Raw genomic sequence first — 13685 nt, forward strand, 5'->3', positions numbered from 1 at the left:
AGTTTTTTATTCGTGTCCGTGTACTGCATCATGTAATTCATCATGATCTGTTTCTTCGAATTCCCATCCTTCAGTGCTTAATCCAGCATTTTTTCTGTAGTCATTGATTGCTTTGTGTATAGCTTCTTCAGCTAATACTGAGCAGTGCATTTTTACTGGTGGAAGTCCATCTAAAGCTTCAGCAACAGCTTTATTTGATAATTCCCAAGCTTCTTCTAAAGTTTTTCCTTTAATCATTTCTGTAGCCATTGAAGATGAAGCTATAGCTGATCCACATCCGAAAGTTTGGAACTTAACATCTTTAACTATGTTATCTTCAACTTTTAAATAAACTCTCATTATATCTCCGCACTTAGCATTTCCAACTTCTCCAATACCGTTTGCGTCTTCAATTTCTCCTACATTTCTTGGGTTTCTAAAATGGTCCATAACTTTATCTGTATATATCATAATTATTTTTCTCCCTTCTTAACAAAGTCACTCCATAATGGTGACATATTTCTTATTCTTTGAATAATTGCAGGTAACACTTCTAAAACATAATCAACATCTTCTTCTGTTGATCCATCACCTAAAGTTAATCTTAATGATCCATGAGCTAATTCATGTGGCAATCCTATTGCTAAAAGTACGTGAGATGGGTCTAATGATCCTGATGTACATGCACTACCACTTGAAGCACAAATTCCTTCGAAATCTAATGATAATAATATTGATTCACCCTCTATATACGTAAATCTTACATTTGCATTACCAGGTAATCTCTTATCACCTCTTGGTCCATTTAAATATGAGTAAGGAACTCTTTCTAATATTCCATCTATAAGCTTATCTCTTAAAGCTGAAAGTCTTTCCATATGACCTTCAAGATCTTTAGTTGCTAACTCTATAGCTTTACCTAATCCAACAACAGCAGCAATATTTTCTGTTCCTGCTCTTCTAGATCTTTCTTGTCCTCCACCATGGATTAAGTTGTCTATTCTTACACCTTTTCTTATGTATAAAACACCTATTCCCTTAGGTCCATATATTTTATGACCTGCTAAAGATAAAAGGTCAATATTCATTTCTTTTACATCTACTGGAACATTTCCTACTGCTTGAACTGCATCTGTATGGAATAAAACTTTTCTTTCTCTACAAATTGCACCAATTTCTTTTATAGGTTGAATAGTTCCAATTTCATTATTAGCAAACATAATTGATACTAAAATAGTTTTATCTGTTATAGCATTTTTTAATTCTTCTAAATCAATAAATCCTTCTTCATTAACATCTAAGTATGTCACTTCGAATCCGTTCTTTTCTAAATATTCACAAGTATGAAGAACTGCATGATGTTCTATTTTAGTAGTAATTATATGATTACCTTTTTTTCTATGAGCTGAAGCAATACCTTTTATTGCCCAGTTATCTGCCTCAGATCCACCCCCTGTGAAGTAAACCTCGCTCATATCACAATTTAAAGCTGTAGCAACTTGCCCTCTTGCTTTATCTATTGCCATCTTTGTTTCTCTTGATATTCCATAGAAAGATGATGGATTTCCAAACTTTTCTGTGAAATAAGGCATCATTTCATCTAAAACTTCTGGCTTTACATAAGTAGTAGCCGCGTAATCCATATATACTGTTTTCATATATTATTCACTCCTCTGTAAAGTTAATGCTTCATTTTTTTCTTTAATTTTATTGTAGTCATCTACTATATCTTGTAACGTTATGCCTTCCATAACCTCATCTATACTATTTTTTATTTTTGTCCATAAAAGTCTAGTTGCACAACAATCTATATTATCACAAGCAACCCCTTCAATACAATCTGCAATCTCTATAGGACCTTCAAGTACATACATTATATCTGAAATCTTAATTTCTTTTGGTTCTCTTCCCAATATATATCCACCTTGAGCTCCTCTTATACTATTTATAAGTTTTGCTTTTCTAAGCGGCGAAAACAATTGTTCTAAATAATATTCAGATATTCCTTGTCTTTGCGAAATAGTTTTTATTGATAGGGGAGAATCTCCATAATGTATTGCAAGTTCAACCATGGCTTTTACTCCATATCTTCCTTTAGTTGATAATTTCACTTTCTCACCCCTTATTCAGACTTTTTTGCTCTGCTTTATATTTATATCATACTAACTTACTCTGCTTTTGTCAACCATGATTTACTCTACTTCTAGCTTAATTTTTAAAATTTTTTATGTAAACTTTTTAACTCATTGATTATACTTATTTTATATATTTAGAAAATATTTATATATATTATTCTTCAAGCATTATATCTAATATTTCTTTATCAGTTTCTTTCATTCCCTCTTTTCCTAGTCTACCTACTGCAGTTATTGTTTCTTCAATATTCTCTTTTAGTATTCCTGTTCTAGGACTATAACATTGTCCTTCCATTGCAAGATAATGACTCATCATACTTGCATCAACACTTGTAGCAATCTTTGCCGCACAAGATGCCTTTGCACCATCACATACTATACCAGAAATATTAGCTAAAGTATTTGTAACTGTCTTATTAATTTGCTCTAATGTTCCACCTTCTAAGTAGGTAATAGCAGCTCCACTAGCACATCCTGCACTTACTGCTCCACAAAATGCTGAAAGTCTTCCTATTCCTGTTTTTTGATGTATTGTCATAAGATTTGAGAATATTAATCCTCTATATAATCTTTCTTCCGATAATCCTTTTTCCTTTGCATATATTATTACTGGAATTGAAGTTGCCATACCTTGATTTCCACTCCCTGAGTTAGTCATAACTGGCAGAGAACTACCACTCATCCTAGCTTCAGAAGCTGCTGCTGCATAAACCTTAAGTTTAGTTACAATAGACTCTGGATAACACTTCATAAGCATTTTCCCTATTCCAACCCCATATTCGCCCTTTAAGCCTTCTTCTGCTATGGTTATGTTATATTCAATTTGCTTGTCTAATAACTCTTTTACATCATTAATATCTACACTATTTGCAAAATCAAATATGTCATTAACATTTAAAATGCTTCTATCAATAAATACACCTAAATATTTACTTGGATCTTGATTTCCCTCAAATAATATTTCTCCATTTTTAATTATTTTAGATATATTGTTATGTGCATATTTTATCTCTACTACAGCACTATCATCTTCTGAATATACTTCCATTATTATATGTAGCTGAATTTCTGTATCTAATCTTTCAACAAAGCAATATTCCTCTGTCATAAGGTTATTAGCTTCAATTATATGCTCTTCTTTAACTTCACTAATTACCTGTAACTCTTTATTTGGATCTCCTGCTAAAACACCAATTATAGCACTTGCCTTAATTCCTACTAAATCTCCAGTGTTAGGTACTGTTACACACATTGCATTCTTAACTATATTACCACTACATTTTGCTATAATTTTTTGTGGCTTCTTACCTAAGACTTCTCTTGCCTTAGCTGCTGCATATGCTATAGCAATGGGTTCTGTACATCCCATTGCCGGTACTAATTCTTCTTTTAAAATTTGTAAATAATCATTGTACTTATCTTGCTTCATTTTTTCTTCCCCCATGTTTTTAAATTATTTTTCTATCTTTTAATTCTATCCCAATAATCCTTTGTTACTTTTTCAAATTTATTATCTCCATACTCATAATAAACTTTATTCTTTATATTATCAGGTAAGTATTGTTGATTAACATAATGATTAGGATAACTATGTGGATATTTATATTCAACTCCTCTTCCCATTTTGCAAGCACCACTATAATGTGCATCCTTTAAATGGTTAGGTATATCCCCTATAGTCATATTTTCTAAATCATTTAATGCTGAATCTATTGCTAAATATGCTGAATTCGACTTTGGACTTGTAGCTAAAAGTATAGCTGCTTCTGCAAGTGGTATTCTAGCCTCAGGAAACCCTAATTCTCTAGCAGAGTCAACTAATGACTTAACTATTAAACTTGCTTGTGGATAAGCTAATCCAATATCTTCTGCTGCAATTACCTGAAGTCTTCTACATATTGAAATTAAATCTCCTGCTTTAACAAGCCTAGCTAAATAATGAATTGCTGCATCTGCATCACTTCCGCGTATTGATTTCTGAAAAGCACTAAGTATATCATAATGAGCATCTCCATCACTATCATATCCTATAACCTTACTTTGAGTTGAATCTCTTACTACATCTAAATCTATTAAAATAATACCTTCACTATTGGGTTTTGTAGAATTTAATGCAACCTCTAATCCATTTATAGCTTTTCTAACATCGCCATTGCAATATGATGCTAAATAATCAACTGCTTCAACTTTTACATCTAACTTTATCTCATTATAATCTTTACTTCTAATACTAATAGCTCTATATATTGCTTTTTTTACATCATCTTCACTAATTGGCTTAAATTCAAAAATTGTAGATCTTGATAATAACGCCTTAAATATGTAAAAATACGGATTTTCTGTAGTCGATGCAATAAGTGTTATTCTTCCATCCTCAATATATTCTAGTAAAGATTGTTGTTGCTTTTTATTAAAATTTTGAATTTCATCTAAATAAAGGAGTATTCCATTAACACCTAAAAAGGTATCTAATTCCTTAGTTATCTCTTGAATATCCTTTAAAGATGCATTCGTTGCATTAAGTTTATAAAATCTTTTCCCTGCCTTTTCTGCTATTATATTAGCAACAGTGGTTTTTCCAACACCAGGTGGCCCATAAAATATCATATTTGATATTCTTCCACTTTTAACTATCCTATCTAAAATTTTATTTTCTCCTAATATATGTTGTTGACCATAAACTTCACTTAACTGTTTAGGTCTTATTAAATCCGCTAATGGTTTCATTACTTCACCTCAAAGTATTTTACTAGTTATAAGTATAACATAATATTATAAATGTAATTACTACCTATATATATTAGTAAGATTTTTTTTAGATTTCAATATTTAAGTTAATATACAATTCTTTATTATACGCAAAAAAGCTAAGAATTATAAAATCCTTAGCTTCTTTACTTTAAATAGCTTGTCTTATTTTTTTTCAACACACCTATTTTTTTATTTTATATATCAAAATTCTTATTTATAAAACTCTTGAGTAGCGTATACTCTGTTTCCACTCTTATATACACCTACACCTATACTTGAGAAGTTTGTAGATAAAATATTTGCTCTATGTCCTGATGAATTCATCCAGTTTGTCATGATTTTATCTGCAATTGCATTTGGATCAGTCATACCACCTACATATGCTATATTTTCTCCCCATGCTCTATAAGTTACTCCATCTTTTTTCATTTGAGTAGTTATTAAGTTTCCACTTAAATCTTCATGACTGAAATAGTTGTTATCACCCATATCTTGTGATTTCATTTTAGCATATTTTTCCATTGTTGTATTATATGTTAATGCTGGAACCCCTGCTTTCGCTCTTTCTTCATTAACCTTATTAAATATAGCTTGTTCTACTTGTGCCATAAAGTTTGTAGAAGTATTTGTCCCATTATCTACACTTGGTGTTTCATCTACTACTGGTGCATCTGGAGCACTTGGTGTCTCATCCACTACTGGTGTATCTGGAACGCTTGGTGTTTCATCTACACTTGGTGTATCTGGAGTATTTGGTGTTTCATCTACTACCGGTGTATCTGGAGTACTTGGTGTCTCATCTACTGATGGTATATCTGGAGTATTTGGTGTTTCTATATCCCCACTTGGCGGATTCACAGTACCATTACTTCCACTTCCATTATTAGGTCTATTTATAGTTCCACCAATAATTATTGTTCCATATTGTCCATTTCCCCACCAAAATCCTTTAAAATTTGGTCCATTTAAAAGACTTCCTGAAATACTACATCCATTTTTACTATTTGAACTTGTCCCTAAAATATCGCTCACCTTAACTATATTAACATTACTCTTTTCTTGTGAACAATCTTTAACAGCTGCAAAGGTTGATGTACCTGCTCCTCCTAGCACTGTTAATGTAACTATACTGGCAATTAGTTTATTCTTCATCTGTACCACTCCTTTTTATTTTTTCGAGTATATTTAAATACCCAATATTTTATTAGTTAAAGTACTTTTTACTTTTACTAACGCTGCCACTTACAGTTATAACATAGCTTTTCCATTTTTATTATAGTAGATTCGCTCCTTACATACCTTATTTTTTATTGTAAGTCTCTTATTACCTTTATATCCATTAATATCACAATTAAATTTTCGCATTTTTACTTACCTTAAAGCTATTTAGAAATATATTACATGGTTTATACTTCTAGGTATTTTTTAGTTATTTTTAATGAAATTTTTGTTTTCATTTTGAGCAATTTCCAAACTATCATATTCTTTCACACTTTCAATATAAAATTTCCCTTTACTTTTTTTCAACACTACCTCTACTGGAACATCATTTCCTTCAGCAGTATCATAACCTTCTTCTACTCCATCACTTTCTAACGTTGTTGCTTGTGCTTCCATATTTATAAGTAAGCATAAATTATACTTACCATCATCCTTACTAGCTCCTATAACTTCACTTTCATATTTATTTAATACTACACTACCTATATAATAACTATAAAATATTACATAATTAGACTCATTGAAAGTATTACTATCTATATACTCACTAACCTGATTATCATAACCTCCATCATAAGATAGTACCTTATCAACAACATCTTTCATTTCTTCTATATCCTTTTGTGATATATTGTTCCCACTACACATAACCATACCTATGTTTAGTAAAACTAATAAAAAAGCTAATATTTTTTTCATATCACTCCCACCAATCTCTGTATATATTTTTTTAATTTCTATATATACTTATGTAAAATAGCATAACCATATGAATAAACACTATGAAAATTAAGTGAAGTTCAAAATATTACTTTAGTCATCTTAACTTATAAATTTTACTACTATCTAAAAAAAGATTACTATCTAAGACTATAAATGTAAGTTCATTTAGTAAATTGCAGAAAAAAAGAGCTATAACATGCTCTTTAATCACGTTATAACTCTTATATTAATATATTAAACATTTGGATACTTAATTCCGCTCCAATATACATTATTCATCATTATAGCTTTATCTGATAAAGTAACTCCATCTAAAGCCCATTTCTTGAATTCTTCAAATCCAGTTCTATCTACTATATATCCGATATGCTCTTTACCACCTGGTGCATTTCTATCTATATATTCTTCTACATATTTATAAGTATTAACTATTATCTTAGTTATACTTTCTTCATCAGCCCAGATTAAGAAATCTTCTGCAAGTCTTGGGTTCTTTTTACCTGTTCTACCCATGATAGCTAATCTGTAGTACTTTTCTTTACTTCTAGTCCATGCTCCTGTTGGGCAGTTAATTACACATTCACCACATCCAATACATTTGCTATGATCTCTTACCGGTGTATAGTTTTCTGCATGTAAAGCTGCTGTAGACTTTTTAGTACAAGCTCTAACACAAGCTCCACAAGATATACATTTACTTTCATCTAATTGAGGTTCTGTCATTCCTATAATACCAAAGTCATGCATTCTAACCTTCATACAGTCATTAGGACATCCAGTTAAAGCAACTTTAAAATGTAAGTCATTTGGGAATATTTCTTTTTCTATTTTCTTTGCAAAGTTAGTTGTGTTGTAATTTGCAAATGGACAGACATTATTACCTATACAAGCACTTACATTTCTTGTACCAGCTGATGTATATCCCTTACCTGGAACTACTTGATTAATTTCTAAACCTTCAATAATTGGTTGAAGTAATTCATTAACCTTATCCATATTTTTCATATCTATTCCTGGAACTTCAAACCCTTGTCTAGTAGTTAAATGAACTGTTCCATTACCATAGTTTTCTGCAATCTCTTGAATAAGCCCTAAGTATTTAGCATTTAAGTGTCCACCTGGTACTCTTATTCTTGAAGCTGTTAATCCTCTATGCTTTGTAACTCTAAAGGCATTCTTTTTAAGCTTTTTAGTATTGATATCCATTAATTACTTCCTCCTAATCTATTAAAGATTTTCCTACTGTATAATTAAATACTGGACCATCTAAACAAATATATGTCTCATCTATTTTACAATGTCCACATTTACCTATTCCACAGCACATTTTTCTTTCTTGAGAAATCCAAATATTTTCTTCTTTAATACCAAGTTTTAAGAATTCTAAAACTGTAAACTTCATCATCATTGGAGGTCCAACAACAACTACTTGTACATTGTCCATATCTTTGATTTCTAACTTAGGAATATACTTAGTAACTAATCCTACTTTACCTTCATAACCCTCTGGTGCAGTATCAACTGTTAAGATAAGGTTCATAGTCTTTTCCCAAGTTTTCATGTCTTCTTTAAATAAAACATCTTCTGGTGACTTGAATCCTGTAATAAGAGTCATGCTCTCACAGTCATTACTATTATTTGAGAAGTATTCTACTATTCCTCTTACTGGTGAAAGTCCTGTTCCCCCAGCAACAACTATTACTTCTTTATTCTTATAATTTTCTATATCAAAGCCATTTCCATAAGGTCCTCTTAAGAATAACTTATCTCTAACATAATTCTTAAATATTTCATTAGTAACTTTACCAACTCTTCTTATTGTTAAATCAACAAAACCTTCACCAATCCCACTTACTGATATTGGAGCTTCTCCATACTTAGGTAATGATACTTCAAAGAATTGACCTGGTTTAACATCACCTTTATAAGCCATTCTAAAAGTATACTCAATTGGAGTATGTTCAATTACTTCTAAAATTTCTGATCTAAATGGTATGTATTCATTCTTAGTCATTATTCTTCACCTCATCCATAGCATTTTCTAACTTATTTATAATTGTTGAGAAACTAATGTATTCTGGACATATATCATCACATCTACCACATCCAACACACATATGATATCCCCATTTTTTCTTGTAGTCATATACTTTATGAAGAGTCTTAAATCTCATCTTTTGACCCTTTTCTTTTCTAAAGCTATGTCCACCAGCCATATCTGTATATCCATCTACATGGCAAGAAGCCCAAACTCTTCTTCTTTCACCTGCATTTTTATTATCTTTATAAGTTATATCTTGCATAGTGAAGCATGTACATGTTGGACAGACAAAATTACATCTACCACAAGCTATACATCTTTCATTATATTCATTCCACATAGTAGACTTCATAACTTCTAATCCTAAGTTTTCTGGAATATTAACTTTAACAGGATTTTCTGTAACAAAATCAGGAGTAACTTCCTTTTCTTCTTTTTCTATAGAAGCTATTATATTTGCAATTTCTTCATCTTTAATATCTAAATATACATCTTCTCCATCAACTTTAATGTATGCATTATACTCATCTGTTTTATTAGATTCCATGCTTACACAGAAGCAATTTTCAAAACTATTTTCACATCCAATTAAAACGAATTTTGCTCTTTCTCTCATTTTCTTATAGTAGACATCTTCAAATCCATTTCTTAAATAGATGTCATCAATTCTCTTTAATGAATGAATTTCACAACTTCTTAAGAATATTAAAGCTGGTCTTTCATCTACTTCAGCTTCTGTACATTCATCTTCAGTAAAGAAGAATAATGTTTGTCTAGTAGGTAAAATAGTTTCTTTATATGAAAAACTTGATTTTTTATCAAATTCTATTTCTTCAATGCTTTCAATTTCTCCATATCTAACTCTATCAGTATCTGAAAAAGTTCCTGCACCTTCAAAAACTTTTGGAGCATAGATTTTATATGTTTTCTTTAACTCATTTAAAGCTAAATTCATATTTTCTAAGTTAAGTTTATATCCCATGTAAAACACCTCTTAGCTTATTTTTTCACTTTTCTTGTTAATTACTTAACAAGACTCATGATGATATTATATTTTTTTTCACAAAAAAAAGATGTGACATTTATCACAACTTTTTAATTTTCTTAATTTAATTATCCTTAAAAAATCTCACCAATTTATTTCTATCAGGAACTATTATTTTTTTATTTTTATTAATTATCAAGCCTTCATTATTTAAAATCTTTAAGGCCCTAGATATAGTTTCTCTAGGCGCACCAAACATATCTGCAAGATATGTAATTGTAATATTTAAATCTATTAAAGTACCATCTTCATGAGGAATACCATAATCTCTAGACAACTTCCATAGCTTAGCCGCAACTCTTTTCTCTACTTTTATAGGGATTGAATTCTTACTTTGTCTATATAGTCTTCTAACCTTTATAGCCAAAGAGTTAATTATCACCTTAGATAACTCAAAATCCTCTTTCATAATATCTAAAAATTTAATCCTCTCAAAACATAAAACTTCAGTATTCTCAAAAGCTTCACAATTAATAGATGCTGGCAAATCATCAATTATTACTTCATTTATAACTGTATCTTTTCCTAAAATAAATATTACTTTCTTTTGAGATGATTCACTTTGCTTATACAATGCAATCTTTCCACTTTTAATTATGTATATACTACTTATAATTTCTTTATCTCGAAATAGATGGTCACCTTTTTTTAATGCCTTAATGAAACAAATTTCATTTAATTTATGAATTGTACTTTTACTTATTTTAGAAAATAGTGAAATTTCATTTAATTTAAAATTATTCTTTTCCAAAACTTTTTCTCCTAGTATTATTATTGTGAATATTATAGCACAACTTCAAAGAAATATACTGTTTTCTTTTATGCATAAAATAGATATATATTTGCATTTCTATAGTTTAATTTTATACATCTATAATATAATATGGAATAATTGTAATTATTAGTATAAAAAGAGCATATATCTCAATAAGATATTGCTCTTTTAAAGTAATTTAGTTATATACTTTTATTTCTCCAATTCCTAAACTTAAATTAAATTCATAAGTTCTTTCTGATGATGTTATAGCATTTATATTTGTTTCTCCTATACCTGAATCTGTATTAAAATATACTGGTGAATTTTCTGGTATCTTTATTTTGGCACTACCTACTCCACCTTCATAAATTAAATTACCTCCAACTTCTTCTATTGAAATACTAATTTCTCCAACACCACCATCAATATCAATTTCTCCACATTTTCTTACTAAATTAATCTCACTCTCTCCAACTCCTGCATTAAAATCTAATTTATTAAAGAATATATCATTAATTGTTAATTCTCCTGCACCACCATCAATATTAAGATTATTACAATCTATATTACTTAATTCAACCTCTGCTGCTCCATAACTTAAATTTATATCACCACTATAATTATTTGGAATTTTAATCATCAATTTAACATCTATATTATTTGATTTAAATAAATCTATATTGGATAGATCATTTCCATCACTTATTTCTATACTATTTCCCTCTTTATTTATATTTATATTTATTTCATCTACATTCAAGTTTGTTTTACCAGTCACTATAACTTCATTTCCATCATATCCTACAATATTAATTTTCCCAAAACCAATACTTATATCTATTTTATTTTCATTCTCTAATTTAACATTTTTATTTATATCCTTAACCTCATACGTCTTATTACTTTTACTATTATTTTTATTTCTAACCTCAAACCTAACAGAACAAGCACTTAAAGATAATACTAATATCAAAGACAAAGCTAAAGTCATTATTTTTTTCATTATAAATTACCCCCTATATAATATCTAATTTTTTATCTATATGATTTACAGACATATATATTAATCCTGCAAAAATTATTATATCTATAAAAATATTAAACAAATTAATTTCCAAATTTTCTCCAATTATCAAATATATACTTGGTAAAGCTACATATGATATAAGTTCTAAAATTGATGTTACCCCTCCAAATATAATTATAGATATTGCAACTAATACTATACATATTCCATTATTATTAAAATAACTTTTATATATTATTGATAATGTGGATACTAATAAAAATAAAATTAAAAATCCCCATAATACTGATACTGACGTAATTAAAAGTAGACTTATTTTTCCCCCAGTTATAATACAACCTAAACATGTCAATATAATAAACCATATCCCTTCTAAAATAAATCCAACATATTTAGCAGATAAAAATTCCCATCCCTTAATAGGTACTAAAAATACAAGTCGGCCTTCATCAGCTGATATACATTTCATAAACCTTACTATTGTTGAAATTAAACTTACTAATAGCACTACACAAATTATTGGAATAAATATAAATTCCGATGGAATCCATCTCCAAAATATAGATAGCTGCATTATAAAAAATAAAACAATTCCACTCCCAATTATTAATTGTACTTTTTTATTTATAATATCAAACTTTATAATGTTTATAATATTCCTCATAATTACCCCCTACTCTGCAAAGAATATATCTATATATATCTTCTATAGATTTATTATACTTTTCTCTTAATTCTTCAGTATCATTTATTTCTATTACTTTCCCATTCCCTAAGAAAGCTACTTCATCAAATAAACCTTCTAATTCTCCAACATAATGAGTTGTTATAATAATTGAACTTTCTTCACTAATATTTTGAATTATTGCATCTATTATTTTACCTCTTGATACTATATCAACTCCTGAAATAGGCTCATCTAACATATAAAGTTTTGCTCGCCTGCTTAAGGTTAAGCTTAAATTTAACTTTTCTAACATCCCCTTTGATAATGATTTAATCTTAAGACTTCTATCTAAATTCATAAACTTCATTAATTCAATCATTTTCTTTTCATCAAAATCTTCAAAAAAACTTTTATAAAATACTATTGCATCATTTATAGTATTCATATTAGCTAGGTTGTTTTTCTCTTGAAGAAAGGCTACTATTTTCTTTGTTTCATACCCAGCTGATTTCCCATCAATTAATACTTCTCCAGATGTCTTTTTTAATAAGCCCGAAATAATATTTAAAAGAGTTGTTTTTCCATTCCCATTAGGTCCAAGTATACCTAATACCTTTCCTTTATCTAAGTCTAATGATAAATCTTTTATTATTTCCTTATTTCCAATTTTTTTATATAGATTATTGACCATTAAAATCTTATCCATAAGCGTCCCCCTAAAATTTCTGATTTATTAAATTTATTAAATCTTCTTTTTTTACACCTAACTCCTTTGATTCATTTATAAAGCTTGTAATTACATCTTCTAGCATTTCAATTCTCAATTCATTTATCTTATTTTCATCATCAACAACAAATTTTCCTATTCCTCTTTGGGTATATATTAATCCTTCATCTTCTAGTTGTGTATATGCTCTTTGAATAGTGTTTGGATTTACTTTTAACTCACTTGCATATTCTCTTACTGACAAAATTCTGTCACCACCCTTTAATTCACCTTTTACTATACCTTTTTTTAAATATCTCATTATTTGTGTATATATAGGTTCTTTAGAGTTAATTTTAAACTCCATAATCTACCTCCTATGTCAAGTATTAGTGTGTTAATAATATAATACACTGCCACACATCTTTTGTATACATTTTTTTTTATTAATTATTAATTTTTACTTTACATTTGAATACTTAATCCTTTTTATCATAAAAAAAAGCCCTAGCTTTCGCTAGGACTTCATATATAAATTATTGATTATTTATTTTTCTTTTCTTTTTTAGTTGGAGCTGCTTCAGCTTTTGCTTCGTTTTTAGCATTTCTTCCGTAGTAGCTAGTGATATACAT

At 29.0% G+C, this 13685-nt stretch carries 15 protein-coding genes; all 15 read right to left on the reverse strand.

Going from position 1 to position 13685, the window contains the following annotated elements; genetic code table 11:
- Positions 1-6: 6 nt before the first annotated feature.
- Positions 7-450, reverse strand: coding sequence for a Fe-S cluster assembly scaffold protein NifU (gene nifU / locus HCG76_RS06420; RefSeq protein WP_221699364.1), 444 nt, complete (start codon positions 448-450; stop codon positions 7-9).
- A 2-nt stretch (positions 451-452) separates the two neighbouring features.
- The gene (gene nifS, locus HCG76_RS06425) at positions 453-1637 is read right to left on the reverse strand and encodes a cysteine desulfurase NifS (protein ID WP_221699363.1); all 1185 of its coding nucleotides are present in this window, start codon (positions 1635-1637) and stop codon (positions 453-455) included.
- A gap of 3 nt (positions 1638-1640) precedes the next feature.
- A complete protein-coding gene (locus HCG76_RS06430; RefSeq protein ID WP_195988608.1) occupies positions 1641-2090 on the reverse strand; it encodes an RrF2 family transcriptional regulator in 450 nt (149 codons plus the stop codon).
- Positions 2091-2268: 178 nt separating this feature from the next.
- Complete coding sequence (locus HCG76_RS06435) at positions 2269-3543, reverse strand: L-cysteine desulfidase family protein (RefSeq protein WP_221699362.1); 1275 nt, start codon at positions 3541-3543, stop codon at positions 2269-2271.
- 32 nt (positions 3544-3575) lie between these two features.
- The gene (locus tag HCG76_RS06440) at positions 3576-4841 is read right to left on the reverse strand and encodes a replication-associated recombination protein A (protein ID WP_221699361.1); all 1266 of its coding nucleotides are present in this window, start codon (positions 4839-4841) and stop codon (positions 3576-3578) included.
- 234 nt (positions 4842-5075) lie between these two features.
- Positions 5076-6017: a CAP domain-containing protein gene (locus HCG76_RS06445; protein ID WP_221699360.1), complete on the reverse strand. Its 942-nt coding sequence runs from the start codon at positions 6015-6017 to the stop codon at positions 5076-5078.
- A gap of 273 nt (positions 6018-6290) precedes the next feature.
- The gene (locus HCG76_RS06450; RefSeq protein ID WP_221699359.1) at positions 6291-6785 is read right to left on the reverse strand and encodes a hypothetical protein; all 495 of its coding nucleotides are present in this window, start codon (positions 6783-6785) and stop codon (positions 6291-6293) included.
- Between the two features lie 258 nt (positions 6786-7043).
- On the reverse strand, positions 7044-8015 hold the full coding sequence (gene asrC / locus HCG76_RS06455) for a sulfite reductase subunit C (RefSeq protein WP_221699358.1): 972 nt from the start codon (positions 8013-8015) through the stop codon (positions 7044-7046).
- A 13-nt stretch (positions 8016-8028) separates the two neighbouring features.
- The gene (asrB, locus tag HCG76_RS06460; protein WP_221699357.1) at positions 8029-8823 is read right to left on the reverse strand and encodes an anaerobic sulfite reductase subunit AsrB; all 795 of its coding nucleotides are present in this window, start codon (positions 8821-8823) and stop codon (positions 8029-8031) included.
- A complete protein-coding gene (gene asrA / locus HCG76_RS06465; protein WP_221699356.1) occupies positions 8816-9832 on the reverse strand; it encodes an anaerobic sulfite reductase subunit AsrA in 1017 nt (338 codons plus the stop codon). Before asrA ends, asrB begins: the two co-directional genes overlap by 8 nt.
- A 127-nt stretch (positions 9833-9959) precedes the next feature.
- A complete protein-coding gene (locus HCG76_RS06470) occupies positions 9960-10646 on the reverse strand; it encodes a Crp/Fnr family transcriptional regulator (protein WP_221699355.1) in 687 nt (228 codons plus the stop codon).
- Between the two features lie 202 nt (positions 10647-10848).
- A complete protein-coding gene (locus HCG76_RS06475) occupies positions 10849-11655 on the reverse strand; it encodes a DUF4097 family beta strand repeat-containing protein (protein WP_221699354.1) in 807 nt (268 codons plus the stop codon).
- Positions 11656-11668: 13 nt separating this feature from the next.
- Positions 11669-12343, reverse strand: a complete 675-nt coding sequence (locus HCG76_RS06480) for a hypothetical protein (RefSeq protein WP_221699353.1) — start codon at positions 12341-12343, stop codon at positions 11669-11671.
- Positions 12312-13052 (reverse strand): ABC transporter ATP-binding protein, encoded by a 741-nt coding sequence (locus tag HCG76_RS06485; RefSeq protein WP_221699352.1) that lies wholly within the window; start codon positions 13050-13052, stop codon positions 12312-12314. Before HCG76_RS06485 ends, HCG76_RS06480 begins: the two co-directional genes overlap by 32 nt.
- Before the next feature lie 10 nt (positions 13053-13062).
- Entirely contained in the window at positions 13063-13419 is a 357-nt protein-coding gene (locus HCG76_RS06490) for a GntR family transcriptional regulator (RefSeq protein ID WP_221699351.1), read from the reverse strand.
- Positions 13420-13685 lie beyond the last annotated feature (266 nt).

The organism is Clostridium sp. K13, assembly GCF_019734195.1.
Lineage (GTDB): Bacteria > Bacillota > Clostridia > Clostridiales > Clostridiaceae > Clostridium.